The sequence below is a fragment of the Cohnella silvisoli genome, from assembly GCF_021190915.1.
Taxonomy (GTDB): domain Bacteria; phylum Bacillota; class Bacilli; order Paenibacillales; family Paenibacillaceae; genus Cohnella; species Cohnella silvisoli.
Genome location: NZ_JAIOAP010000002.1, coordinates 1 through 26043, shown reverse-complemented (window position 1 = coordinate 26043; position 26043 = coordinate 1). Strand labels below are relative to the sequence as shown.

The window sequence follows — 26043 nt, the reverse complement described above, 5'->3', positions numbered from 1 at the left end:
AAGAACTCCATCAATTGGGCTAAGAGGTGCGGAGTCGCATTATGCATAATCCTATACATATCCGGAGTTTCATCGGCACGCATGACAAGGACTGGGAAGACGACGGGTTCTATCAGCACGAAGCACTTGAGCTTTCCGTCGTTCTGGAAGGACGGGGAATGTTCCGTTGCCCGGAATCCGACTACCCGATGGAGGCAGGGCAAGCCGTCCTCATCCCTCCCGGCGTTCCGCATTCCTTTCACGCCGTTACCGCCATAAGATTCGGCGTGTTGCTCATGAATCATATCCCCCTTGATTTGCGTTCTCTTTTTTATTCGCTTCTGCAAGGTCATTCACCGACAGTTATCGCGTTGTCTCCAATGGATAAGGAGCAGTTTGAGCAGCTATTCCGACAATGGCTCCGTGTTTTCTCCACGCCCTTGAAGGAACCGGGGCGAACCCATCTGGCTTGGATCCAGGTGTTGCTGTTATACCTAATCGAAAACTCGAGGAACGACCAACAGGCGTTGTCTATCCATCTTGTTGCCGACTATTTGCGCGAACATCTGACTTCGGGCGTACATATTGCGGATATGGCCACGCTTGCTGGGTTGTCGGAAGAAGGGTTGCGCAAGCGATTCTATCGCATCTATGGGATGACGCCCAAAGAGTTTCATCATAGGTGCCGACTTTCCGAAGCCAAGTGGTTGCTTAGTTCCACGGATAAAGATATGCATACCATCGCGATGGCGATCGGTTTCTCGCAGCAGCACTCGTTCTCGGCATGGTTCAAGAAGCAGGAACGGTTTACGCCGTCCGAGTGGAGAAAGCAGCAGAGGATCGACCATTCTCGGTAATCGGGAGTTGCTTTTTGCGTAAATGTTGATGGTTTTTGGCTAAAGACTAGCCCGTCTTCTCCGGTTATGATGAGATGGATATAACCGGATAAAGGAGAATTCGTCATGACACTGTCTAATCATACATTTGAAACTCGCTGTTTAAGCTCATTGTCCAAAGTGTTCCCGGACGCCATTTTACCGGACGAACCCATACTTGCGGGAACGGCGCTGTGGAAAGAAGTATTTTCTTTTCAAGTCGCTTACCGCTCCTCTTCCCGAATTCCGAAAATGCAAGTCGAAACCGAATCTTCGCTCGAACCTTTCATAACGATTCGTACGGTGGGGCTCTCGCCATCGGAGATGCCCGCTTACGAGAATCCGGATTCCCGGTATTTACGCACGACGCCGGGCTTGTTTCCCGATCCGCTGTACCCGACGCAGTACGCGCTGCCATCGGTTGCTCACCAGTGGCGCTCGGTCTGGGCAACCGTCTCGTTGCCGCCCGCACCGGAAACCGACTCCGGTACGCCGACCGGAGAAAAAGAAAGCATCATCTATCCTATAAATCTGTTCTTTACGGACGAAGCCGGCAATCGGTTGGGCGGCGAACGGTTTATTTTAGAGGTTCTCCCAGCAGAGCTTCCGGAGCAGAAGCTGCTTCATACGGAATGGTTCCACAGCGATTGTCTGGCAACGCAGTATCGGGTCCCGGTATTTAGCGAGGAGCATTGGCAAATTATTCAGCGATATGTACGGAACGCGGTAGATCATGGCGTCAATATGCTTCTTACGCCTCTTTTTACACCGCCTCTGGATACCGAGATCGGCGGGGAACGGCCGACAGTTCAGCTTATCGGTGTGGAACAGACGAGGGAGGATAGCTATAGGTTCGATTTCAGCCTGCTGGAACGATGGATCGGGATGTGCCGGGATACCGGGATTCAATATTTCGAATTCTCCCATCTGTTCACGCAGTGGGGAGCGAAGCATGCGCCGAAAATCGTAGCCCGGACCAGTGACGGGGAGAAGCGAATTTTCGGATGGGAAACGGATGCGGGCTCCGAATCGTACCGGCGGTTTCTCGATCAATTCCTTCCCGAACTCGTGCAGTTTATCCATAAGCACGGATTGGAGAAAATCAGTTATTTCCACGTTTCGGATGAACCGTCCATGGATCATTTGGAGTCCTATCGGCAGGCTAGCGGTATATTAAAGCAGCATCTGAGCGACTTTCAATTTATCGAGGCGTTATCCGATTATGCCTTCTACGAACATGGACTCGTGCCAATTCCGATTCCGTCCAACGATCACATCGATCACTTCTTGGAAGAGGGCGTCGAGCCATTATGGACGTATTATTGCTGCGGGCAGCACCAGGACGTCTCTAACCGCTTCTTCAGCATGCCATCGGCGCGTAATCGGGTGCTGGCTACCCAACTGTACAAATTCAAGATCCAGGGATTTCTGCACTGGGGTTATAACTTCTGGTACTCGCAGCATTCGATCAGGCCGATCGATCCTTACTTGGTCACCGATGCCGTCCACGCCTTTCCGTCGGGTGACGCTTTTGCCGTCTACCCCGGTCCCGAAGGGCCGGTCGACTCGATCCGTTGGGAAGTATTCCGGGAGGCGCTTCAAGACCTGCGAGCCTTGGAACTGCTGGAGTCATATGTGGGCAGAGACGAAACCTTGAAACTGCTGGAACAGGATCTCGAAAGTACATTGACCTTCAAAGACTACCCGATCGAGGCGAGTTGGGTGCTTGGGACGAGGGAAAGAATCAACCGGGCGATTGTGGAAGCTATGAGATCCTCCACGTTATAAAGGGATGATTGTAAGAAGGGGCTGTCCCATAAGTGACATATGGGCAGCTTCTTTATTGTTTCTATCGATTATGGTTTTTGCGGGGATGTATCTCCTTCCGGTTGCTGTTGGAATCGTGAAATCTGAATTGGTAAACTCGTAACAAGGAGATTTCACGATTCCAAAGGCAAACGCTGTCGCTCCTACAGGAGATACATCCCCTCTTTTCTTTATCGATTAAAGTAAGAATAATAAGCCCATAAAATCACAAAAGGAAACCGCTTTTTGGTAAATGGAGGTACCACCCAACCATTCTAAAGGAGCGATTTCTTTGTACATTCAATATACCAGGACCAACTTTACCTGCCAATGGATTTAGAAGAGGATGTCCCAGAAAAACCACCTCGTTCGAGTCGTCAATGTTGCTGTAAATCGACTGGACGACAAAATCTTCGCTTAAGCATACCCCGGTGGTGGCCGAGACAGCTACCATCCAAAGATGTTAACTAAAGTCAGATCTTGGCAAACTACCAGGCACCATCATTGCCAACGCGGGCTATGGCGGGGAAGAAAACTACGCTTACCTAGAGGACGAAAAAGTCGAGGCGCTGGTAAAGTACGGCACCTACCACAAAGAAAAATCAAAGTCTTGGCAAAGGGATATCAGTAAAATAGACAATTGGGATTACAATACGGATGAAGATACCTGGACATGTAAGGCTGGACAGAAGCTAGCCTTTTACCGTAAAAGCAAAGAGAAGAACGAAAGCGGCTACGAGATTGAGTATCACCATTATCACAGTACGAGCTGTGAAGGGTGTCCATTAAAGCCTTCCTGTACAAAAGCAGAAGGAAATAGAGAAGTAAAAGTAAAGTGTATTTGGACAAATAAAGAATTCCCGGGGATTCTTGCGCTTTCTGCTTCGCGGCTTGCCAAAGGTAAGCTTAGAGGTCAGGTGGCTTTCGCTTGCCCATAATCTGCTCAAAAAAGCAGCAATTGACCAAAATCGAAAAGTGTTGGTACAGGAATAACTCCCTAAACCAACACTTTTGCGTTAGGAGCATGTTTTTGATGAAAGTGAGCTATACCATAAGTGAACTTAGCTACTTTTGTAGACAGCTGCTTTGTGTTTTAACTATTGATCCCCAACTGTTCATTCAGGAATCTACTTAACTCGCTGATCTTCATGCGTTGCTGCTCCATTGTATCCCTGTTGCGTACCGTAACCTGACCATCCGTTTCGGATTCGAAGTCATACGTGATACAGAAGGGAGTACCTATTTCATCATGACGACGGTAACGTTTGCCAATTGATCCTGTGTCGTCATAATCGACCATAAAATGTCGAGATAAATCATTAAAGATGGTTTGAGCACCTTCTGAAAGTTTCTTAGAAAGCGGAAATACTGCTGCCTTAAATGGTGCCAGAGTAGGATGGAAATGAAAAACGTTACGTATGTCTCCGCCTTCAAGTTCCTGTTCCTCATAGGCATCGATTAGGAATGCGAGCGTAACCCGATCCGCTCCCAATGAGGGCTCGATACAGTATGGAATATATCGTTCATTCGTTTCTGAATCTAAATAGTTGAAGTCTTCGCCAGAATGCTCCATATGCTGCTTGAGATCATAATCCGTCCTATCCGCAATGCCCCATAATTCTCCCCAGCCGAACGGGAATTTATATTCAATATCCGTTGTTGCATTGCTGTAATGAGACAGTTCATCGTCAGAATGATCTCTGAGTCGTATAGATTCACTGTTCATACCGAGGCTGATCAGCCATTCATGGCAATAGTTGCGCCAATACGTAAACCACTTCATGTCTTCGCCCGGTTTACAGAAAAATTCAAGCTCCATTTGCTCGAATTCACGCGTACGAAACGTGAAGTTCCCCGGAGTAATTTCATTTCTGAAGCTTTTGCCGATCTGTCCGATGCCGAAGGGCAGTTTTTTGCGCATCGTACGCTGAACGTTCTTGAAGTTGACGAAAATACCTTGCGCCGTTTCAGGGCGAAGGTAGATTTCATTTGAATTCGAGACGGTTACCCCTTGGTGCGTCTTAAACATGAGATTGAACTGACGAATTTCCGTATAGTCGAAAGCTCCGCAATCCGGACAAACAATATGGTGTTCACGAATAAGATCCATCATCTGATCAAACGATAATCCGTCAACGACCCTCTCAATGTCCTTATCGGCGAGTGCATTCTCGATTATTTTATCCGCGCGGTGACGGGATTTGCACGATCTGCAATCCACCATAGGATCGTTAAAATTGCCTACATGCCCCGAAGCGACCCACGCTTTAGGATTCATCAGAATGGCTGCATCGAGACCGACATTATAAGGCGACTGTTGGATAAAACTTTTCCACCAAACACGTTTTACATTGTTCTTGAGCTCAACGCCAAGCGGACCATAATCCCATGTGTTCGCTAGGCCGCCGTATATTTCCGAGCCCCCGAAAACAAATCCCCTCTGCTTCGCGATACTAACAATTTGCTCCATGGTAACCTTACTCATCGCTCATCTACTCCTCTTGGAATGTGATTTAGCAATGCCCGGGAAAATAAAAAGCTCTCGTCCCCAGGCAAGCCAATGGCTTGCCTGGGGACGAGAGCTTAACTCCCGCGGTTCCACCCCAGTTGGCATAATCCTATTTATGCCCACCTTATTGTTTAACGGCTCAGGATTGCCTTTTCCATGGCGGTTTGCCCGGGCTTACACTGTCCCCGATCGCTGAATCAAACCATTCCATATACTTTTATCCGTCATTGCCTTTGGTTTTCCTTTTCATGGTAACAAAGCTATTTTTCCGAGTCAAGAGACATTCAAACGCTTATTCTGTCCAAGATCGACAAATTAACATTTTTTATTCACTGAAAGAATGACAAGCTTTTCATCCGCATATATGTACAATCTAACCTATATTACTGCGAATAGCCTTCACCATACCAAGAAAGAGGTGTAGTCATGCGTAGGAAAATCATTCAGCATTTGTTCGTTTATGCGCTAGGCGCGGCTTTGCTCTTTACGTTGGGCATGAAATTTCAATCCCCGATCACTTATTCCGCAGACACGACGTCTAAATTCCCCTTACCGCTATACCTATTTTCACCGATAAACACTCCTCAAATCCCTCCAGAAAATAAGACCGAGAAGTCGCAAAGTCTTATCGAAACTACTGTGAAGGAACAGGACACAGAGCAGCAGTCAGCAGAACTGCAGGAAATTAAGACTGGACCATCATCAACTACATATGAAGTGACTGCCTTCTACCTCAACCTACGGGCGAATGCTTATGGGAAATCGAAAATACTTAATGTCGTTAAGAAAGGAACCTTGCTTGATATTGTCGGTACTACGGAAAACGGTTGGCTGAAAATCAAAGGCGGGGGATACGTGCATGGAATGTATGCCAAGGCAGTCGGCGTAAATGCGCAACAAGCCGAGATTACCGATCAAACACCAGAAAAAAATCAAGTTATTCCAAATGAAAGCGGGAATTCGGGAGAGGTACAAGATAACGGAGATCCCGATAAGCCTACGTCAGCGGTAGGAACGGATTCCGGTTTATCGGAAGAGGATATTGCCCTCATCTTTGACGGGACGGCTCTAGCGGGTCATGGGCTGGAGGAAACCATTCTGGACGTGGAAGAGAAGTATGGCATCAATGCCTTCTTCACGATCGCCGTCATGAAGCTGGAGAGCGGCAACGGCAGCAGCAGGCTTGCGAGGAGCAAAAACAATCTTTTTGGCCTTAACGCGACAAGCGGAGACAAGAATAACAAAGCCTTTAGCTTCGAAACGAAAGGGGACAGCGTCCGAAAATTCGGACAACTCCTATCCAAGAACTATGTTGGCAAAGGGTATACGACCGTAGAGAAAATCGCCACGAAATACTGTCCGGCTAATTCCAAATGGTCCGGCTTGGTTAAAAATATTATGAAGAAGGATTATGGGAAACTAAACGTTATTTGAACCAGCCTTTTTCGTTAAACCGCTTAATGGCTTCTACACGGTTACTCACGTTTAGCTTGTCCAGGATGATCGAGATATAATTACGGATTGTGCCGGTCGTCAGGTAAAGCTCAGAAGCGATTTCTTTCGTGTTTTTCCCGTCGGCGATGAGCTCCAGCACTTCCTTCTCGCGATCGGTTAACGGGTTATCGGTGCTGCTGTAAGCTTCATCGACCAATTCCGTAGCATATATGCGCTTTCCGGCAAGAACGCTGCGTATCGTGCTGGCAAGCTCATCGCTCGGACTATCTTTGAGCAGATAGCCGCTTACCCCGGCTTTGATCGCACGTTCGAAATACCCGGCACGGGCGAAGGTCGTCAGAATAATCACTTTGCAAGGATGATCCTTCAATTCTTCGGCGGCTTCAAGGCCGGTCTTTACCGGCATTTCAATGTCCATGATGCAAATGTCGGGTTTATGAAGACATACGAGCTCAATGGCTTTCTCGCCGTCCGAGGCTTTGCCGACAACTTCCATATCGTCTTCCAAATCAAGCAAAGATCCGAGAGCGCCAAGCAACATTCTTTGATCTTCCGCAATTACGATTCGAATCATACATTATCCTCCTTGTCCGGACGTTTAATGATTTGGGGGATTCTTGTGATCAAGGTAGTTCCTTCAGACATCGATATCTCCAGCGTTCCGTTGACGAATTCGAGTCGTTCTTTCATGCCCTGCAGCCCGTGCCCTTGCTTGAAGTTCAGTGCATCCGCGCCGCCCTTTCCGTTGTCATGTACTTTCATGACCACTTCGGTTTGCGTTTGTTCGAGAACGAGGGAGCAGGCAGTCGCTCCGCTGTGTTTGACAACGTTAGTTACCGCCTCCTTCAGGCACATGCTAAGCACGCTCTCGGACAGGAGGGTGATGCTGGGCAACGTCTCGTTTCCTTCTACGTTAAACTTAATTTGAGCGGCTTTCAATATTTGACTTGCGCTCGCGATTTCGTCTTCGAGTCTTGCTCCCCGCATCCGAGAGACGAGAAGACGAACTTCCTTTAAGGCGGTTCTGGCAGTTTGCTGCACGTCTTTGATCTCGGACCGGGCTCGATCCGGATTTTTGACGATAAGCTTGCTGGCGAGATCACTCTTAAGACCGATAAGAGAAAGCTTCTGGCCTAGCGTATCGTGCAAGTCGCGGGCGATGCGCTGACGTTCTTCCAGCTTCACCAGCTCGGCGATTCGAATGTTGGCGTCTTTAAGCTGTTCTTGCAGCTCGCCTTGTTTATTCCGGTTATAGCTGCCAAGCGGGAGCAAAATAACCGCAATCAGACTGATCAAGATAAACGGGGTTTGCGTAATAAAAAATTTGTCCTGCAAAATAAAGCCTAAATTAACGGTGACGAAGCTTGTGACGATATGAACGGTGTACAAAGTAATAAATCCGGCTTTGTTCTGTATGTTCCCGATAAAGAAAGCAAGGAAGAAGGCGAAGTAAGCATAGCTGAATAGCAGCGTCATCGCGATGGATATCGCGATTTGAATGCTTATTCCGACATAAACCGGCCAACCTTTAGCGTTCAAGGTGAGCCGGTAGCAGAAGAAGAACAGTATGATCAAGAGTATGCCGGTAACGATCTCGATATCGGATGAAGAACGGAATATGAAGTAGAACGGCAAAATGCAGAACATCAGCCACACATAAGGACTTATTCCTGAGCTTTTGGGAAAAATTTGCACCTTCTTGAACATCTATGGCGCTCCTCGTTGGGGTACAGGTTGGTTTTATCCCTATTTTAGCATAAAAGAAAACGGAAGTTGCATAACTAGGGTTGCACGCGCTGTACGCTACTCCTTCATTAAACGAGGAATAGGTTTCTTTAACGGTTCTACAATAGGCAAGGACCCAGGCTTAACGAGAAGATGATTGATTTGCTTGAAGCTTACGAAAGTTTTGTTCTCTTCATCCCATAGACGGTAACGAAGGGATTTAATGCTTGTGGCCAATGTGATCGTCGTAGCGTGCTGCAAGGGAGGAACCGCGTTATGGGCTTCTTCCAGATGGTAGTTAGGCACTCTTGGGCTTAGATGATGAACATGATGAAATCCGATATTGCCGGTAATCCATTGCAATACTTTAGGAAGCTTGTAATAAGAGCTGCCGTCGACAGCCGCTTTCACGTAACTCCAATCTTCTTCGTTCTCGAAGTAAGAATCCTCGAACTGGTGCTGCACATAGAACAACCAGATCCCGAGCGCACCTGAAACCCAGAACACGGGAGCTTGGACCATAACGAAATTTTGCCAGCCAAGCGCCCAACAGAGCAAGCCATACAAGGCAATAAGGGATAGGTTGGTTACCCAAGTATTAATCCGTTCCGAACGTTTGGCGCCTTTGACGTTAAAGCGATATTGCACAAGAAAAGTTACGATGGGGCCGATTCCGAACATGACGAACGGACTGCGATAGAGCCGGTAAGCCAAACGTTTCATAGGGGAAGCGGCAACGTATTCATCTACGGTAAACAGCCACATATCGCCTATGCCGCGTTTATCTAGGTTGCTGCTTGACGCATGGTGGATGGAATGGCTGTGTTTCCATTGGTGGTAAGGGAATAAAGTAAGGATTCCGGAAATGGTTCCGAGAATTTCATTCGCTTTGCGGCTTTTGAAAAAAGATTGATGACAGCAATCGTGGAATACGATGAAAATACGGATGACAAAGCCCGAAGCGAGAACGGCAAACAAAAGGGTGAGCCAATAGGATACGGACAAGCTCAAGTAAGCCGCTGTCCATAGAAGGAAAAACGGAGGAAAAGTATTTAGAAGCTGTCTTACGCTCGATTTCGTATTGGATTTCTCATAAGGAGCGACGCTCTTTTTCAATTGGGATAGTTTAGGATTATTCATAGTTTCCTCCTCGAGTTATGCGCAATTGCAGGAATGTCTACAGGATTGCAACTTATATCCATTGTAATAAGAAGAGGAGTTTATCGTTAGTCATAAGTGTCAGCAATCCCACATGACAAATGTCATATGGAAAAAATATATACAAGCTCCCAGAGAGGGTTTTGTCGGATTCTGTCTAATTGAATAGAGATCAATCCAGATTACGGAGGCCATCTCGTGTCCATCAAAGCCAAGCTATCGCTGCTGATTTCTCTTATCGTAACGATCCTACTTTCGCTTAACATATCGATCTTCTACATCTCCTCCAAATCCGAGCTTCAGACGAACGCCGAGCAGCAAATGATTACCATCGTGAAGCAAATCGGGACCGGCCTGGATGCTGCCGAGAAATCCAAGAAATTCATCGAAGATACGATCGGGGAGAAGCTGCGAGCCGTTGCCATCGACGCTCAGAATGAACTCGATCCCCATATTGATCGCGTTCGAAACGAACAACTCGTTCTCTTAAGCCGTAAGCTCGGGGTAAACCACATTTCGTTATGGAAGAGAACCGCAAACGATATTGTCGCCGTTAGATCTTCCGATCCAAACGAGATCAATATCAGTTCGAAGACGTGGGATTACTGGTATACGGCTTTGAACCAATTGTTCGACCAATATAAAGTCACCATTCCTCAAGGCCAGAAGCGCGACAATTTCTGGTCGGGTCCTTTCCAGATTGCTACATCCGATCCCACGAAGGTGTACAAATGGGGCTATTATTATGATGGGACAACCGACTATATAATCAATCCTTATATTAATGCGCAGGTGTTGTTGGACTTCGAGAACAATATCGGGACGAATGCGCTCATCCGCAACTTAATGAAAGACAATGTGGACATCGTAGAGATTACCGGGTTCGATCCGAAGTTTTTCGGCAAGCCGCCGATCATTAAAATAAAAAAGGGCAAAGTCGTTCAAAACTTGGACGTACGCGACGTTCTATTTGGCGATTATACGTTTAAGGATGGGAAGAACGACGTCGCCAACGTTCAACTTACCGCCCGAACCGGTGAGATACAGACGATTACCAAAACGCTGAATGGCAAAAAGGTGATCAAAAGCTTTATTCCGCTAAGCCAAATGACGCCTTCGAATAAAGAAACACCCTATGTGATTAGCGTGAGCTTCAACTATGGGGTAATCGAGCGCATCTTGAATCATCAGTTAATCATCCATATATCCATTGCCATCGGGCTTATTGTCATGGCATGGCTGGCGAGTTATTTCATAGCTGGTTTCTTGATCCGCCCGCTGCGCCATATTCTGAATAACGTTAATGAGATTGCCGACGGGAAATTCGGCAGCAAAATCGTTATCCGCAGCAAAGACGAACTCGGATTATTATCGGAACGCGTTAATACGATGGCACATAACTTGCAGACGTATATGACCAAACTTCAAATATCGGCCGAAGAGCTTAGAAGCACGAAGGAATACTTGGAATCATTCGTTAATCATACTTCCGACGCGATTCACGTCACGGATATGCAGGGGTTCATCGTACAAGTGAATAAAGCGTTCGAGAAAATGTACGGATGGAGCGAAGAGGAAGTATTGCACAAGTTGCTTCATCACATCCCGGAGGAGTTGCAGAACGAATACATGGCTATCCGTGAGCGCATCCGGCTCGGAGAATCCGTCGCCGATTACGAGACCGTACGATACAAGAAAGACGGCCAATCAATTGACGTCAGCATCACGGTATCTCCGATTCGCAATGAAAGAGGAGAGATCGTGGCGGTGGCCGAAATATCCCGGAATATTACCGCGCGCAAACAAAGCGAGGAGGTTATCCGCCGTTCCGAGAAGCTGTCCGTCGTCGGTCAGCTGGCAGCGGGCGTTGCTCACGAAATCCGGAACCCGCTAACGACGATAAGAGGGTTCGTGCAATTAAGCAGGGAGCAAGGAGCGCTATCCGCTTCTTATCTCGATATCATGTTATCCGAGCTCGACCGAATTAATCTTATCGTCAGCGAATTTCTCGTATTAGCTAAACCGCAGCTGACTCACTTCCAACTAACTGACATTCGAAAATTGTTGAATGACATTATAGCGCTGCTCGATTTGCATGCTAACTCCGTTAACATTTGCTTCGAAACTCGGTTTGGACCCGAAATTCCGCTGCTCGTTTGCGAAGCGAACCAGCTTAAGCAGGTCTTTATCAATGTGCTCAAGAACAGTATCGAAGCGATGCCGGAAGGCGGAACGATTACGATTGAGCTACAGTATATGGTCTCTGAGGAGATTGTTGTCGTTCGTATTATCGATCAAGGTCACGGTATTTCCGAAGAGGATATGCCGCGGCTCGGCGAACCGTTCTTCTCGAACAAACAATCGGGTAACGGACTCGGTCTCATGGTCAGCCAACGCATCATTGCCAACCACAAGGGAACGATGAACATTACCAGCAAGCTAGGGGAAGGGACATGCGTGGAAATACGGTTATTGGCTGCTAAGTACTTCGATTCACATTGAGTTCATCTTGGTCATCGAGAAAATCCTAGGTAACCAAGTGCTTAGCATCGTACTGTCGGAAACACTTCGCGCTTCACGTCGTAGTCTTGACCTACCGCATTCAGCGCAAGGAAGTGCTGCTTGGCACAGAAGCAGCCGCAAAGTATAAAATAAAGGTAACGACGTCTGCAATATGATACTCTAAGAATAACTGAAGCTATCGAAGGAGTTATCATCTTGAGTATCGCCTCTGATTTTCGAACTTTTATCCGCGTTCGTTGGGCCTGGATGCTTATCGCTGCTATGTTTCTCTATGGCATAGGAGTCGGCATTCTAGCACCGATGAACGCGGTTTATATGCAGGAAGGCATCGGCTTGTCGAAAACCGAAATCGCAATCGTATTTTCTACCTCTTTGCTGCTGAATATGGCGCTTACGATCAGTGTCGGTTTCGTAAGTGACAAGCTGCAAAGAAGAAAAACAATTCCAATGCTCGCAGCCGTATTATGCGTCAGCGGCCTGTTTCTCTATATGCGTGCTGACAGCTTTGCCTTTGCGCTTCTCGGTATGGCGTTAGCCACAGCCCCTTCCGGAATGATAATGGGGCAAATGTTCGCTATGGCGCGCAACCATTTCTCCCGTTTGGCTCCGCACGTTGTCGAAATGTCACAATTATGGCTTCGCGCAACGTTCAGCGTCGGTTTTTTTAGCGGACTGCTGCTCGGAGCGAATATTTACTTGGTTGCTTCGTTTCAAGGAGTGTTGTGGGGGAATTTGTTCGGCTATGTCGCGTTGTTCGCGCTTTTGTTGTTTTATCGGGAGGTGCTTGCGGAGCCCGGAGTCCGAACCGTCAAAGGCGGGGAACCATTCTCGCTTATGATGCTGATCGCGTTGCTATTGTTGTCGTGCGCGGATGCGATCCGCGGCCTGTACTTGCCGCTCGTCGTAAACGAGAGGTTCGGCGATCCGAGGCTTGCGTCTTATATTTGGAGTGCGCAAGCGGTATTCGAGCTCCTGTTCATGACGCTGGCCGGCTACTGGGCGGCTAAATACGGCAGCAAAAAAATAATTGTTCTAAGCGCCATGTTCGCCTTAACCGCCTATTTGACCTATGCGACGTTCGACTCGCTTCCTCTATTTTTTATCGTACAACCGATTTACTCCTTCTTCGTCTCCGTCCTCTATGGGGTTGCCATGGGTTATGTGCAAAGAATGTTTCTCCATCGAACAGGATTCGGCGCTAGCTTATATTTGTTTATTACGCAGACGGCTTCGTTAATCGGCTTCGTTCTACCGCTGTTAATCGAAGGGATTACGCCGAAAATTTTCTACATACCCGCTAGCCTAATTATCGTTTCGATCGCAATCATGGTCAAAGTGCTGCATAAAGAGAAGGTAGAGGAGCGAGCCTCAGCCCATCTGAATGACTATCGCGTCGCCGAAACCCACCCTGATAATTAACAGGATCCTTTTGTCCGCATCTTAATAACCGCGCTGTTCTCTTACGATACGACAATTAATTCCCCGATTTGTCCTTTCAAAAGCTTGATTGGTGCCGTAGAAAGTATGGGCAATCACTTTAACTTCCAACCCAAGATCATTCGGAACGTATACCTTCACGTCACCGATCCATTGAGAAATATAGATGGTGGTTTCACCAGTGGGAATCCACGCTTTTGTCAGATCGATAACGGTATCACCGATAAGATGCGAGATATTTAATGTGATTAAATTCCATTCATCCTTACCGAGATAAACGCTTCTGACTAGTCCCATCATCTCCAATCGCTCTCCTCCAAACAAACATGATCTGAATATTAGCTTACATGATTGAGCGGTAAGAAGAAGCAGGCGCGGGTTTGATTTGTGTATCATTCTTGGGGCGGAGCTATATTTTATTTTTAAAAATACATTGACACAATATACCTAGTGGGGGTATATTCTCATCATACACATACCCTATGGGGGTATAATTATGTGTTGAAGAGGAGATCGATCAAGTGTCAAACCATTCGTTATCATCAGCTATTCCGGATCCCAAACGCTGGTGGGCTCTAGTCTTACTATGTGCCGCGCAATTTATCGTCATCTTGGATACTTCTATCATCGGTGTAGCCTTACCCGCAATCCAGCAAGCATTAGATTACTCTCAATCCGGATTACAATGGGTGTTCAACGCTTATGTCATCTTTTTCGGCGGTTTCTTGTTGCTTGGGGGGAGGCTCTCGGATTTATTCGGGGCCCGAAAACTGTTCATGATGGGGTTCGTTATTCTTACGCTAAGTTCATTGTTGGCCGGTGTTGCGCAGTCGGAAGAAGTCCTGAATATAAGCAGGGCGATTCAAGGATTTGGTTCAGCGTTAATCGCACCATCCGCGATGACCATGCTTACGACGTTATTCATGCATAGCCCGAAGGAACTGAATAAAGCATTTGGGTTTTGGGGAGCCTCAGCTGCCGCGGGAGGTTCGGCCGGTGTTTTCTTCGGAGGAGTCATTACGCAATGGTTGGATTGGCGATGGGTATTCTATGTTTACGTCCCAATCGGTTTGATCGTACTTGTATTTAGTATGAAACTGCTTCGTGCGGGTGTTGTGCATAAAGGTAAAGTAGATCTTCTCGGATCCCTCCTGGTAACAGCGTCAATCGTATTGTCCGTATATGCGATCGTGCAAGCGGAGCAAGCAGGATGGGGGACAGCGCAAACGGTTTGGCGTCTGATCGGAGCGGCTGTACTGCTAATTGCATTTCTAATTGTCCAGAAAATGAAGAAAGAGCCCTTAGTTCCCTTGGGCATACTCAAGAGACACAATTTAGCCTTCGGAAACATCGTAACGGCCATGCTTGCGGGATCATGGATTCCTCTCTGGTTTTTCCTGAATTTGTATTTGCAGCAAGTATTGAATTACTCGGCAATATCCAGCGGGTTAGCCTTATTACCGATGACGGGGGCAATTATGTTACTAATGGTCGGCGTTACGGGTAAGCTAATGGCGAGGTTTGGTTTTAAGCCCAACCTCGTAGTCGGGTTAGCTGCACTTGGCGGCTCACTGCTAATGTTTGCTCAGACACCCGTTGATGGCTCGTTTGTAGCGAATATTTTACCCGCTTCGTTATTGGCTGCTGTTGGGATGGCGCTGTCTTATATTCCTTCAACCGTGTCCTCTATATCGGGTGCACAGCCAGAAGAGGCCGGGCTCGCATCGGGAATCGTGAATACGAGTTATCAAGTCGGATCGGCGCTGGGATTAGCAGCTATGGTTGCGATTTCTGGAGCTCAAACAAAGTCATTGCTTTCTAATGGCACAGATAATATCCTCGCTCTAAATGGCGGGTTTCACAGTGCGTTTCTTACAGCGGGAATCGTTGCTTTCGCGGCATCGGTCATTGCTTTAATCGCATTGAGACAACAATCCAAATCGTAAATTACAAAACTTGCTTGCATACCCTCCGGGGGTATTGTATGATGGATTCAAGAGGTGACGCACAAATGGAAAACCCAATGGATACTCAAGATGAACACTGTTGTACGGATGACGGCGCAAGAAAAAGCCACCATTCGGATAAAATGAAGTCGAATTTAATTTCCCGCTTAAACCGGATCGAAGGACAAATTCGCGGAATCAAGGGACTTATCGAGAAAGACACATACTGTGACGATGTTTTGAATCAAATTGCGGCCGCCCAGTCTGCGTTAAACAGTGTAGGCAGGCTGCTGCTCGAAGGACATATGAAAAGCTGTGTCATCGAAAGAATTCAATCTGGTGAACATGAAGTCATCGACGAGTTGCTTATAACCGTAAACAAACTAATGAAATAAATATAGAGGAGCGATTATAGATGTCTAATATTACTTTAAACGTGCAAGGAATGACGTGCGGGCACTGCGTGAATTCGGTGGAAGGTGCTGTGCAAAATTTGGGAGCTGCAGCTAAAGTGGATCTTCCAAACGGATCAGTAACTATAGATTATGACGAGACTAAGGTTTCGCTTGAAGCGATTAAAGAAGCGATAGAAGACCAAGGCTACGATGTTGTCTAACGACATCCGGAGTCATCGGCGATGGCTCCCTTTTTTTACCGCAAAATATACCCTATATGGGTATAATCAATCGAACGAAGGTGATCACAATGAGTACGGTTGAGTCTTCACATAACGAACAGGCTTCGTTGCAAATTACCGGAATGACCTGCGCCGCATGCGCCAATCGGATCGAGAAGGGGCTTAACAAACTGGAGGGCGTATCCCAAGCTACCGTTAATTTGGCCTTGGAAACGGCGCGTATAGAATTCGCTCCCGCCAGTGTTTCGATACCCGATATGATCAAGAAGGTGGAGCAGCTTGGATATGGAGCGAAGCCTAAAGAAGAGGTAAAAGATCCCCGCGACAGCAAACGGCAAGAAATCCGCAAGCAGAGTCGCAAGCTGCTGATTTCCGCCATCTTGTCCTTGCCTCTCTTGTGGGCAATGGTTGGCCATTTCTCTTTTACATCGTGGATTTGGGTACCGGAGCTCTTCATGAATCCTTGGTTTCAGCTAATTGTAGCGACACCCGTCCAGTTGGTTATCGGTTGGCAATTCTACGTGAGCGCCTATAAAGCGTTGCGCAACGGCAGTGCCAATATGGATGTTCTCGTTGCTCTAGGTACATCCGCAGCTTATTTCTATAGCCTTTACTTAACGATGCAATCCATCGGCAACATGCATCACCAAGTCGATATGTACTATGAAACAAGTTCAGTGTTGATTACTTTAATTCTCATGGGTAAGCTGTTCGAAGCTATGGCTAAAGGGCGCTCATCGGAAGCGATCAAAACCCTTATGGGATTGCGGGCTAAGACCGCCCTAGTCATTAGAGAGGGGCAAGAAATCAGCATACCGGTGGAAGAAGTTGTTGTTGGAGATGTTATTCTCGTGAAGCCCGGGGAAAAAATTCCGGTGGATGGAGAAGTTATTGAGGGCATATCGGCCGTAGACGAGTCGATGCTTACCGGCGAGAGCATCCCCGTCGACAAGCGCGGAGGAGACCCGGTTATCGGGGCTACCTTAAATAAAAACGGGGTATTAAAAGTTCGGGCAACGAAAGTCGGCAAAGAGACGGCACTGTCCCAAATTATTAAAGTCGTCGAAGAAGCGCAAGGCTCTAAAGCTCCCATCCAGCGCGTAGCGGACGTTATCTCCGGTATTTTCGTCCCGATTGTCGTTGGTATAGCTGCAGTTACGTTCTTAGTCTGGTACTTCGGAGTGGATAGTGGAAATTTCTCCGGCGCCTTGGAGAAAGCGATCGCCGTACTTGTCATCGCATGTCCTTGTGCGCTCGGTCTCGCAACCCCAACTTCTATAATGGCCGGTTCCGGGCGTGCGGCTGAATTGGGGATATTGTTCAAAGGCGGGGAACATCTTGAAGCAACGCACCGGATTGATGCGATCCTGCTCGATAAGACGGGAACCGTTACAAAAGGGAAACCGGAACTGACGGATATCGAGGTTGCTGCCGGACTGGATAACGACAAACGGCTGCTTGCATGGATAGGATCCGCTGAAAGGCACTCCGAACACCCGCTCGCGGAAGCCATTGTAGCTGGGATTCAAGGAAGAGGGATCGATTTACTTGAATCTGAATCGTTCGAGGCCATTCCCGGATACGGCGTTAAAGCTGTCGTTGAAGGGCAAGAGCTGCTCATTGGAACCCGAAAGTTAATGGATAAATATGGTGTCAATATAGAGTCTGCTCTAACCAAGATGGTCGGCCTTGAAGAAGAAGGAAAAACAGCGATGCTCGTCGCGGTTAATGGATCCTACGCTGCGCTTGTTGCTGTTGCGGATACGATTAAGGAAACTTCGCAACAAGCTGTTACTAGACTTCAAAGCTTAGGCATTCAGGTCATTATGATTACGGGCGATAATGAACGAACCGCCCAAGCGATCGCAAATCAAGCTGGAATTCAGGAGGTGCTTGCGGAGGTTTTGCCGGAAGGTAAAGCCAACGAAGTGAAAAAACTTCAAGCTGCCGGGAAGAAGGTCGCAATGGTTGGGGATGGCATTAATGACGCTCCGGCGTTGGCCACGGCAGATATCGGGATGGCTATCGGTACGGGGACGGATGTGGCGATGGAAGCCGCAGACGTAACTCTAATGCGCGGAGATTTGAACAGTATCCCGGATGCCATCTCCATGAGCCGCAAAACGATGCTGAACATCAAACAAAATTTATTCTGGGCGTTAGCCTATAATGTCATTGGCATCCCGATTGCGGCGAGCGGTTACCTTGCTCCTTGGCTTGCGGGTGCAGCTATGGCGCTTAGCTCGGTTTCGGTTGTGCTTAACGCGTTGCGATTACAAAGAGCAAAGCTCTAAATGATGGAGGAAAATGGGATGAAACGAATATTATTAATGATGTTAATTATCGCGGTGGCTTTATTGACTGCCTGCGGCAAGAAAACCGATCATGACAAGATGGCGCAGAGCAGCAATGGAACGGCAGAGCATGGATCACACGCTGGAATGAACTCATCGGAAGAAAAGGGTGTACCAACAAGCGCCTCGTGGCATTTTGCAACTGAAAAGCCGAAGCCTAACACGGACACTGCGATTACGATTCAAATTAAAGATAAAGATGGAAACGCGATTAACAAGTTCGATATCAACCATGAGAAGAAACTGCATTTAATTGTCGTTAGCAAAGATTTATCTTACTTTAATCATATTCACCCTGAGTATAAGGACGATGGCACATTTGAGATCACCACTAAGTTCCCGAACTCTGGAGACTACAAGCTGATTGCCGACTATATCCCGACAGGGGGTTCCGCGACTTCCCAAAGCAAGTGGGTTAAGGTAGAGGGGACTGTTCCAGCACTGGCAGAGATTACTCCGGAAGAAAGCTTAGTGAAAACGATCAATGACATCGAAGTGACACTCACCTTTGATCACTTGATGGCCGACATGGATTTGAATTTAACTTTTAACATGGTCGATGCCAAGACGAAAGAGCCGATCACGGATCTGCAGCCGTATCTCGGAGCGGTTGGCCATGTCGTCATCCTAAGCGCGGATGCCGAGCAGTATTTGCACGTTCATCCTACGAAAGAAGATGCAAAGGGACCGAATGCCCAGTTTATGACGAAGTTTCCGCAAAGCGGTGTTTATAAAATATGGGGCCAATTTCAACGCAATGACGAAACTTTTATCGTGCCGTTTGTCGTAAAGGTGCCTTAAGTTTGAAATTAGCACGCGCTCTGGAGGAGAGAAAATGAAAATCGCGGTTACACCCCGATTAGGCGTTGGGGGAAGCTTGTTTACGATTGATCAGTGGAAGTCGATCGGTGATGTGCTCGCCGAGGACGTTAAAGTTGAATTTACAACCTTTAAACAGCTATATATCGAGATTAATGAAGCTCAATATGAAGATACAAAGCACAAACTCGAGGAGTCAGGTTTAGAGGTTTATCCGACCGGCTTCTTCTCGAAAAATTTAATCGCATGCAATTTCTGCAGAGGAGCGGAAGAAGCCGGGTTATCGATCGCTATTCAACTAAACGAAATCGTTGCCGGGCATGCGGTTCCAAGTCCGCTCAAGGTTGGATATGCAGGGTGTGCCAATGCGACAAGCGAGCCGCTGTTCAAAGATATTGGGATCGTCAAAATGAAGGACGGGTTCAATGTCTATGTCGGCGGAGAAGGGAAATCCATCAAAGCTGCAGTCGCACAATTGCTATTTGAGAATGTCCCTGAAAGCCGCTTGCTTCCGATTGTTCAACATCTGATTTCCCAATTCCAAGCTCTCGGAAAGAAAAAGGAAAAATATGCCCGGTTTATTCAACGAATGACCATTGAGCGAATAAAAGAAACCTGTTAATGATTAATCCGCATCTACTGCCGGCTTCTGCGTTTCCGTTGGTTCCTCGTATAGTCCCGTTCGCGATTTGAACCAACGGAACAAGTGCGTGGCGATAACCTTAAGGATGGCGTAACCGGGAACGGCCAGTATAATACCGACAATGCCGAATAAGTTGCCCGCGGAGATGATGACGAAAATAATCGTTATCGGGTGAACGTGCATCGATTTGCCCATAATTTGCGGTGATATGAATTTACCTTCGATCAGTTGCACGATCGTCCAGATGATCAGCATTTTTAAGAGCATAACCGGAGACGTAACCATGGCCACGACCAATGCGGGCGTAATAGCAATGGCTGGCCCCAAGTAGGGAACAATACTCGTGCAAGCTGCGATGACAGCAAGAACCAAGGAATAGTCCAATCCGATGATGAGGTAGCCGACATACAGTAGACATCCAATGCAGAAGCTGATGACGATCTGTCCTCGAATATAGGAGCTGATCTGATGGTTCATTTCCAGCATGACGCGAATCATTCGGGCCCGAAAGGTACTAGGGAAGAAGCCCAGCACGAAAGGCGTCAGCTTCCTCCGGTCTTTAAGCAAATAGAAGAGAACGAATGGGACCGTGATGATCGCGAGTACGGTTTCCGTGATTCTGCCGACCAGACTTCCGAGTCCGGACCAAGTATTGCTCAAGATAGAGGAAACGCGGCCAGAGAAATCATCGACGAGCTTCGTCGTATCGAAGCCCAACGTGCTTTGAAGTTGATTGAAGAACTCGCTGCCGATGAGCTCTTCGAATTTCAGTTGAGCCCCTTTGCTATAGTTAGGAAACTCTACGATTAAGCTGCTGATCTGCTCGCTAAGCAGAGGAACGACTTTCATGACGACCAGCGTAATGACCGTAATTATGACCAAATATAAGGCTACGATGGAATACACGCGACGCACTTTCTGACGTTCCAAATAATCCACGATCGGATTCAGAAGGTAGAAAGCAACCCCCGTAAGCAGGAACGGGAGGAAGACGGTTTCCAGGATGACGATGAAGGGATGGAAGATGTATGAGATTTTGGCTAGCAGCCATATATTCAGGCTAATTAACAGAACGACTACAAGAAACAAGATGACTTTGTGATTAAGCAGCATCCATTTAATGCTATCCGACCATTTGCGCGTAAGCTGCATGTTTCTTCCCCCTTAGTGACTACCCCATATTTTACCTGAATTTGAATGCAAAGAACAACCTCGAGAAGCCACCTTTAGGGTGGTATTTTTATGCCGATAAAAGCTATTCCGATTGTTTCTATGTTAAAGCGACAAATAATCCCGTTATCCACCCAGACCGTTTGACAAGCTTCTCGGCGACTTCTATGTACAATCTATTTATCCTAAAGCCGGGAGTGAATAAATAGAGATGTTTCACGGAAAAAAGACTTTTATCCTACTACTCGTTCTCATCAGTTTATTCCAAGGAAACGCCCAAGCCGAAAGTCTTTTTTCTTACCAATGGAGTCAGAAGCCGCCGCAGTCGCAGGTGTTCCCCGAGAAATATAGCGAAGTAGAAGGGGTGCTTATGTTCCGGGGATCGAATGAACGCAGCGCTCCCGCTTACGGAACAACGGACATGAAGCTGTTGCGCCCAACCCTAGCATGGGAGAAGAAGACGAAGTCTAGCTCATGGGGTGGCGGAGCCGGTTGGACAGGACAACCCGCCATTGTAAGGTGGGCTCCGGAAGTGCTTCAAACGATGAATGTGAAAGCGAAGTTTCTTGCCAAGCCTAATTTTACGGAAGTGATCTATGCCTCGCTGGACGGATTTGTCTATTTCATCGACCTGGAGTCGGGTGAGGAGACGCGCAATCCGATTAAGGTGGGCAATCCGATCAAGGGGAGCGTCTCGGTAGATGCCCGCGGCTACCCGCTGCTGTATGTGGGTGAAGGTATTCCGGAGAACGGTACGATCGGATTTAACCTCTATAGTTTAACGGATCAGAAGAGGCTGCTTCGCGTCAATGGCAAAGACCAGTTCGCTTATCGCACATGGGGTGCTTTTGACAGTTCCGCGATATTTAATCGGCTGGATGATACCCTTCTTGTCGGAGGGGAGAACGGATTGTTCTACCACCTGAAGCTGAATACGGTGTTTAATCCGAGCAATAAATCCATCTCGATAAGCCCGGTCATCAGCAAATATCGCTATAAAGCTGCGGACAACAAATATCAAGGCATTGAGAACTCCGTGGCCGCATTCGGGGACATCGCTTATTTTGCCGATAACGGCGGTACCCTGCAGGCCATGAATCTCAAGACGTTCACGCCTCTATGGTCTCTTCCCGCAATCGATGATACGGACGCTACGATCGTCTTGGAGCAAGAGGGGGGCGTACCTTATTTATATACCGGAACAGAAGTCGATAAGCAGGGGAAATCCGGCAGCTCGTTTATTCGGAAAATCAACGGTTTAACCGGGAAGACGGTTTGGCAAAATAAATATCCGTGTTTCTCGCTGCTCGGACCTCATCCGGTTAACGGAGGACTCTTGGCTACGCCAATACTGGGCAAGAAAGAGATCGGCAATTTGGTTATTTTCACGATAGCCCGATACGGAACCTTTAGCGGCGGTCTTATGGTAGCGCTTGATAAAGCCACCGGGCACGAAGTATGGAAACTTCCGATGAAAAATTATGCCTGGTCATCCCCCGTTGACGTGTATGATAACACGGGTAAAGCCTATATCATACAGGCGGATTCGGTTGGCACCGTCACCGTCATTGCCGCAAGCAGCGGTAAAGTGACAGGGAGCTTGAATATCGGAACGAACATCGAATCTTCGCCCGCCGTCTTTAACGATTACGTTGTCGTTGCTTCCCGAGGAGGGAAGATCTATGGTTTGAAACTTGAGTAACGGAATTGTACGTCTTCAATACGCCAAGGCGATTGTGGGAATTCCCTTCTGAAAAAAAAGGAATAAACGGAGCTTCGTTCGAATGGCTTTCCTTTCTTTTGAATGAAAACCGGCAGTTTGATTTCTGCGGATAATCTCTCTTCTGAGGCAAGGTGTTTTGCTTTCTTTGCCTTAAGCTTGGTGCGTTGTACATGGATTCTGATTGACTTTAGCGACTCCATTTCCTGAAGGAAATACGCGAGCTTCTCTCTCGGCGCTCCTTCCGAAACTTGCCGCAGCATGTCCGGGTCCTGTTGATACATCGCTTCAATAAAGCTTTCTGCCAACACTTCCGGGGCAGCGGAATCGAAATACGCTCTTAGATTTCCCGACGCTTTATACACCATCATTTGATGGACCGGATCGGGAACGTCGGATCGATGGGTTGTGCTGCCAAGGAAATGGATGCAGAAATGGCCGGAGAAACCGTTGCCCGGAATCCCGTCCCCGCCATGAGGCATGCCGTTCATGGATGCGGCTAACCGACCATGGCCCGATTGGACGACAATCGCTTTGCGTTTCCAACTCCAACGTCCATTGTAAATGCTCTTCATGATTTTCGAGTCTTCCTTAGTGAGCGGCTGGACATCCGCATGAGCGCTTCCCGCTCGGCGCTGCACTTTGAAAGTAAGTCCGGACTCCAAATCCGTAACGGAGAAAATGCTTTTGCGGGTTATGATATTTCTTGCTTCATCCCACCGAGTCAATTTCCCATAATGGGTATGTCTCAAACCTTCCGCGTAACTTAGCAATCTACCCGCTACTGCGGCCGGCAATAGCAGACTTGTCATCGCCGGCTCGTCCCACAAATTGCCCGAACGCTCCAAACGATAATGCTGTTCGTGTTCTCCTTGCAGTAAAGCAACATCTATATCAGTCAAATAGGGAGGATAATAATCATTTTCCTTTTTAGCATGGATCAATGCTTTCGCAATGTTGGGGCTGTCAATCTCAAGCCTGCTGAACGAAGTCGCATTCCGGCTTGAACGAACGGTTATCGTCATTTTGGATTTCTGGGGCTTCTCTGCAGCATAAACCGTAAAGCGATGTTCCAGAAGCATACAGGTTACCGCAACCGCAAGTACCGCCGTCATTCCCCGACCCAATCGCTTCATTCCATTTTCCCCCCTTCTGTCATTTTATTCTCAGCCAACTTACAAATAATTATGTAATGATCCGGGGTACATTATTGAGCGTATGAACCATTATGATAAATCGAATTGGAGGTTCTCCTGAATGAATACGCAAAGAGCAGCTGAGATTGCCGCATCGCCGGATATGAAAAATGTGACCTTTCAAGAGAAACCCGTTTACATTCAACATGTCGACGAACAAAATGAGACAGCCAGAATCTATGCCCTCGATAACCCGGAGCAAGAACAGGACGTATCCGTAAATAGGTTATTTGAACAATAAATTTCGATGAGTACGCGTATGGGAGGTTTCTGGGTTTGGGGCTGCAATGGATTGCCGGCGTTATCCTGTTATTTCAACTAGCTTCTCTGCCTGACACCTTGCAAATTTCTCGACAAGGGCATCCCATTGCCATTGTTAAACGTTCGGAATACGCGTTTCCATTACCCGGCTTGCCATTAGTTAATGACATTAAATTCACCAAGCTAATGGACAAAATGGGCAAGTTAGCACATCGCTCACCCGTAAATGCCGCACTTGACGAAGGGGGAAGAATCATCCCCGAGAAAACAGGAACGGAACTCGATCGCCTTTCATTCGCGAATATGTTATATGGTTTTATTGTCGAGGGAACCTCGTCCAGCATAGAAGTGCCGCTGCTGACGACTTATCCGAAAGTAGACAGTGAACTGCTTGCGTCCGTTCGGGAAAAAATGATCGGTCAATATACGACCTACTTCAATTCCAACAATAGAAATCGTGCGAAGAATATCGACCTTGCCGCCAAAGCGATTAACAATCAATTTGTTTTTCCTGGCGAGACGTTCTCGTTTAATGAGATTGTTGGGGAGCGATCAGAGAAGAAGGGGTATTTACGTGCCAAAATAATCGTGAAAGGAGAAGTGTCGGAAGGAATCGGTGGAGGGATTTGCCAAATATCGTCGACGCTGTATAATGCTGCAGACCGAGCCGGGCTGCAGATCGTCCAGCGCTATTCTCATAGCAGAAGCGTTCCATATGTGCCTCCAGGACGCGATGCGACGGTGAGCTGGTACGGTCCTGATTTTGTTTTTCGGAACAAGTACAACCAGCCGGTACTTATTAGGGCTAGCGCTCATGGGGGGCAAGTAACTATTATGATCTATTCCTCAGATATGGTTAATTACAAGCCTCGTGACGTCCCCAGTGCGTCAAAACAATTGCCGAAAGAAATTATTTCTGACCAGAATGTGAATGGAATTGAGCCTTGAATATGGATTTTGCTGCGAAAGACCCGCCAAATTGTTGGCGGGTCTTTCTTGACTATCAGCAAGTATAAGTTTTGGGTTCCTTATAATCATCCAAGTTAATGGCCATCTAATCACCTGGAAAATGTAGGGAAAAATCGGCGCCTAATTTCCGTGCCATTTCGGAGAAATGGTACCATTATCCCTTTGTCTCAGAAGTGAGTTGCCAATCAGTGGATATTCGAATGCCATGACTTGAGTGGGCATTTGCCAATCAGCGGATATTCGAATGCCATGATTTGAGAAGGAGTTGCAATCAACGGATTCCCGAATATCACGCATAAGTTTGCCGTTTCGTGAATTGAATTGGAATGGAACGGATTATCGGCAACTTAAAAAACAGTCATCCCAAGCATCAAGCATTCCATAGGGTGAGATACTTTCCTTTCCACTTCGCTTTACTTCCCCAGACCACCCAAGGAACGGTGAGAACCGGTTTGCTGTGGGTCAGATCTTTGTAAGTCAAGGTTGGCGTCGCAGCGCACCAATGGAGCAGTTGGCTGAAGACCGGGGTATGGCGGAGTTTTAAGTTCAACCGGAAACAAAACTCGTCTAAATAAGCCTGCAAATGTTTGGCCCCGATGCCATTAAACGTAAAGTTCAGCCACGCGGTCACATTCCACTTGATTTGGTTCAAAGCAGGGTGAAGTTTGCCGCGCCCCAAAACGGTCACGGCTTTTTTATCTATATGATTGTCTACGAACGCTTGGACGCCAGGCTTTTCAATCCACCTCAACGCGTTATTCACATGGCTGGGATCCGGTTGTTTGATTTTGATTTGCTTAGGCTCGTCTTGCTCGTCGAGGGATCCGCCGATCAACAGCGGCTGCTTGGCATCGCTATAAT

21 protein-coding genes and 2 pseudogenes are annotated in these 26043 nt (G+C 47.4%); 15 read left to right on the top strand and 8 right to left on the bottom strand.

Going from position 1 to position 26043, the window contains the following annotated elements; translation table 11 throughout:
• Positions 1–41 precede the first annotated feature (41 nt).
• From K7P76_RS03725 to K7P76_RS03715, 3 genes and pseudogenes are all read left to right on the top strand, one after another.
• Entirely contained in the window at positions 42–836 is a 795-nt protein-coding gene (locus K7P76_RS03725) for a helix-turn-helix domain-containing protein (protein WP_232183458.1), read from the top strand.
• Positions 837–941: 105 nt separating this feature from the next.
• Complete coding sequence (locus K7P76_RS03720) at positions 942–2642, top strand: DUF4091 domain-containing protein (protein WP_232183457.1); 1701 nt, start codon at positions 942–944, stop codon at positions 2640–2642.
• 485 nt (positions 2643–3127) lie between these two features.
• Positions 3128–3653 (top strand): annotated as a pseudogene (locus tag K7P76_RS03715) (transposase); the annotation flags it as partial.
• A gap of 100 nt (positions 3654–3753) precedes the next feature.
• Here K7P76_RS03715 and K7P76_RS03710 read toward each other — a convergent pair.
• The gene (locus K7P76_RS03710) at positions 3754–5145 is read right to left on the bottom strand and encodes a glycine--tRNA ligase (protein WP_232183456.1); all 1392 of its coding nucleotides are present in this window, start codon (positions 5143–5145) and stop codon (positions 3754–3756) included.
• Between the two features lie 450 nt (positions 5146–5595).
• Between K7P76_RS03710 and K7P76_RS03705 the strand changes: the two genes are divergently transcribed.
• A complete protein-coding gene (locus K7P76_RS03705; RefSeq protein ID WP_232183455.1) occupies positions 5596–6603 on the top strand; it encodes a glucosaminidase domain-containing protein in 1008 nt (335 codons plus the stop codon).
• On the opposite strand, the gene K7P76_RS03700 is transcribed toward K7P76_RS03705, so the two are convergent.
• From K7P76_RS03700 to desA, 3 genes are all read right to left on the bottom strand, one after another.
• On the bottom strand, positions 6596–7198 hold the full coding sequence (locus K7P76_RS03700; protein ID WP_232183454.1) for a response regulator transcription factor: 603 nt from the start codon (positions 7196–7198) through the stop codon (positions 6596–6598). The genes K7P76_RS03705 and K7P76_RS03700 overlap by 8 nt on opposite strands.
• Positions 7195–8331: a sensor histidine kinase gene (locus tag K7P76_RS03695; RefSeq protein ID WP_232183453.1), complete on the bottom strand. Its 1137-nt coding sequence runs from the start codon at positions 8329–8331 to the stop codon at positions 7195–7197. Before K7P76_RS03695 ends, K7P76_RS03700 begins: the two co-directional genes overlap by 4 nt.
• Positions 8332–8427: 96 nt before the next feature.
• Positions 8428–9489, bottom strand: coding sequence for a Delta(5) desaturase DesA (gene desA, locus K7P76_RS03690; protein ID WP_232183452.1), 1062 nt, complete (start codon positions 9487–9489; stop codon positions 8428–8430).
• 216 nt (positions 9490–9705) lie between these two features.
• Here desA and K7P76_RS03685 point away from each other — a divergent pair, with 216 nt between their 5' ends.
• Together K7P76_RS03685 and K7P76_RS03680 are read left to right on the top strand one after the other, a co-directional pair.
• The gene (locus K7P76_RS03685; protein ID WP_232183451.1) at positions 9706–12009 is read left to right on the top strand and encodes an ATP-binding protein; all 2304 of its coding nucleotides are present in this window, start codon (positions 9706–9708) and stop codon (positions 12007–12009) included.
• A 216-nt stretch (positions 12010–12225) separates the two neighbouring features.
• A complete protein-coding gene (locus K7P76_RS03680; RefSeq protein WP_232183450.1) occupies positions 12226–13449 on the top strand; it encodes an MFS transporter in 1224 nt (407 codons plus the stop codon).
• A gap of 21 nt (positions 13450–13470) precedes the next feature.
• Here the strand turns inward: K7P76_RS03680 and liaF are convergent, their stop codons facing one another.
• Entirely contained in the window at positions 13471–13767 is a 297-nt protein-coding gene (gene liaF, locus K7P76_RS03675; RefSeq protein WP_232184445.1) for a cell wall-active antibiotics response protein LiaF, read from the bottom strand.
• A 221-nt stretch (positions 13768–13988) separates the two neighbouring features.
• Between liaF and K7P76_RS03670 the strand changes: the two genes are divergently transcribed.
• The 6 genes from K7P76_RS03670 to K7P76_RS03645 all read left to right on the top strand — a co-directional run bounded on the left by K7P76_RS03670 (position 13989) and on the right by K7P76_RS03645 (position 19845).
• Positions 13989–15413, top strand: coding sequence for an MFS transporter (locus tag K7P76_RS03670; protein WP_232183449.1), 1425 nt, complete (start codon positions 13989–13991; stop codon positions 15411–15413).
• Between the two features lie 65 nt (positions 15414–15478).
• Positions 15479–15808: a metal-sensitive transcriptional regulator gene (locus K7P76_RS03665; RefSeq protein WP_232183448.1), complete on the top strand. Its 330-nt coding sequence runs from the start codon at positions 15479–15481 to the stop codon at positions 15806–15808.
• 20 nt (positions 15809–15828) lie between these two features.
• Positions 15829–16029 carry a copper chaperone CopZ gene (gene copZ, locus K7P76_RS03660; RefSeq protein ID WP_232183447.1) on the top strand — a complete coding sequence of 67 codons (201 nt, stop codon included), beginning with the start codon at positions 15829–15831 and terminating at the stop codon, positions 16027–16029.
• 89 nt (positions 16030–16118) lie between these two features.
• Positions 16119–18344 (top strand): heavy metal translocating P-type ATPase, encoded by a 2226-nt coding sequence (locus K7P76_RS03655; RefSeq protein WP_232183446.1) that lies wholly within the window; start codon positions 16119–16121, stop codon positions 18342–18344.
• Between the two features lie 18 nt (positions 18345–18362).
• Positions 18363–19205, top strand: a complete 843-nt coding sequence (locus K7P76_RS03650; RefSeq protein WP_232183445.1) for a DUF8832 domain-containing protein — start codon at positions 18363–18365, stop codon at positions 19203–19205.
• A gap of 34 nt (positions 19206–19239) precedes the next feature.
• Complete coding sequence (locus K7P76_RS03645; protein ID WP_232183444.1) at positions 19240–19845, top strand: NAD(P)/FAD-dependent oxidoreductase; 606 nt, start codon at positions 19240–19242, stop codon at positions 19843–19845.
• A gap of 3 nt (positions 19846–19848) precedes the next feature.
• Here K7P76_RS03645 and K7P76_RS03640 read toward each other — a convergent pair whose 3' ends face one another.
• Complete coding sequence (locus K7P76_RS03640) at positions 19849–21018, bottom strand: AI-2E family transporter (RefSeq protein WP_232183443.1); 1170 nt, start codon at positions 21016–21018, stop codon at positions 19849–19851.
• 229 nt (positions 21019–21247) lie between these two features.
• Between K7P76_RS03640 and K7P76_RS03635 the strand changes: the two genes are divergently transcribed.
• Positions 21248–22738, top strand: a complete 1491-nt coding sequence (locus tag K7P76_RS03635; protein WP_232183442.1) for an outer membrane protein assembly factor BamB family protein — start codon at positions 21248–21250, stop codon at positions 22736–22738.
• Here the strand turns inward: K7P76_RS03635 and K7P76_RS03630 are convergent.
• Entirely contained in the window at positions 22717–23892 is a 1176-nt protein-coding gene (locus K7P76_RS03630; RefSeq protein ID WP_232183441.1) for a hypothetical protein, read from the bottom strand. The two genes, K7P76_RS03635 and K7P76_RS03630, sit on opposite strands and share 22 nt — an antisense overlap.
• A gap of 121 nt (positions 23893–24013) precedes the next feature.
• Between K7P76_RS03630 and K7P76_RS03625 the strand changes: the two genes are divergently transcribed.
• Both K7P76_RS03625 and K7P76_RS03620 read left to right on the top strand, forming a co-directional pair.
• The gene (locus K7P76_RS03625; protein WP_232183440.1) at positions 24014–24193 is read left to right on the top strand and encodes a small acid-soluble spore protein H; all 180 of its coding nucleotides are present in this window, start codon (positions 24014–24016) and stop codon (positions 24191–24193) included.
• A 35-nt stretch (positions 24194–24228) separates the two neighbouring features.
• Positions 24229–25161: a VanW family protein gene (locus tag K7P76_RS03620; RefSeq protein WP_232183439.1), complete on the top strand. Its 933-nt coding sequence runs from the start codon at positions 24229–24231 to the stop codon at positions 25159–25161.
• 391 nt (positions 25162–25552) lie between these two features.
• On the opposite strand, the pseudogene K7P76_RS03615 reads toward K7P76_RS03620, so the two are convergent.
• Positions 25553–26043 (bottom strand): annotated as a pseudogene (locus tag K7P76_RS03615) (hypothetical protein); the annotation flags it as partial.

Excerpts from the sequence above, each read along its gene's own strand:
- K7P76_RS03725 (WP_232183458.1), top strand. The coding sequence starts at position 42 with ATGCATAATCCTATACATATCCGGAGTTTCATCGGCACGCATGACAAG.
- K7P76_RS03720 (WP_232183457.1), top strand. The coding sequence starts at position 942 with ATGACACTGTCTAATCATACATTTGAAACTCGCTGTTTAAGCTCATTG.
- K7P76_RS03710 (WP_232183456.1), bottom strand. The coding sequence starts at position 5,145 with ATGAGTAAGGTTACCATGGAGCAAATTGTTAGTATCGCGAAGCAGAGG.
- K7P76_RS03705 (WP_232183455.1), top strand. The coding sequence starts at position 5,596 with ATGCGTAGGAAAATCATTCAGCATTTGTTCGTTTATGCGCTAGGCGCG.
- K7P76_RS03700 (WP_232183454.1), bottom strand. The coding sequence starts at position 7,198 with ATGATTCGAATCGTAATTGCGGAAGATCAAAGAATGTTGCTTGGCGCT.
- K7P76_RS03695 (WP_232183453.1), bottom strand. The coding sequence starts at position 8,331 with ATGTTCAAGAAGGTGCAAATTTTTCCCAAAAGCTCAGGAATAAGTCCT.
- desA (WP_232183452.1), bottom strand. The coding sequence starts at position 9,489 with ATGAATAATCCTAAACTATCCCAATTGAAAAAGAGCGTCGCTCCTTAT.
- liaF (WP_232184445.1), bottom strand. The coding sequence starts at position 13,767 with ATGATGGGACTAGTCAGAAGCGTTTATCTCGGTAAGGATGAATGGAAT.
- K7P76_RS03665 (WP_232183448.1), top strand. The coding sequence starts at position 15,479 with ATGGAAAACCCAATGGATACTCAAGATGAACACTGTTGTACGGATGAC.
- copZ (WP_232183447.1), top strand. The coding sequence starts at position 15,829 with ATGTCTAATATTACTTTAAACGTGCAAGGAATGACGTGCGGGCACTGC.
- K7P76_RS03655 (WP_232183446.1), top strand. The coding sequence starts at position 16,119 with ATGAGTACGGTTGAGTCTTCACATAACGAACAGGCTTCGTTGCAAATT.
- K7P76_RS03650 (WP_232183445.1), top strand. The coding sequence starts at position 18,363 with ATGAAACGAATATTATTAATGATGTTAATTATCGCGGTGGCTTTATTG.
- K7P76_RS03645 (WP_232183444.1), top strand. The coding sequence starts at position 19,240 with ATGAAAATCGCGGTTACACCCCGATTAGGCGTTGGGGGAAGCTTGTTT.
- K7P76_RS03640 (WP_232183443.1), bottom strand. The coding sequence starts at position 21,018 with ATGCAGCTTACGCGCAAATGGTCGGATAGCATTAAATGGATGCTGCTT.
- K7P76_RS03635 (WP_232183442.1), top strand. The coding sequence starts at position 21,248 with ATGTTTCACGGAAAAAAGACTTTTATCCTACTACTCGTTCTCATCAGT.
- K7P76_RS03630 (WP_232183441.1), bottom strand. The coding sequence starts at position 23,892 with ATGAAGCGATTGGGTCGGGGAATGACGGCGGTACTTGCGGTTGCGGTA.
- K7P76_RS03625 (WP_232183440.1), top strand. The coding sequence starts at position 24,014 with ATGAATACGCAAAGAGCAGCTGAGATTGCCGCATCGCCGGATATGAAA.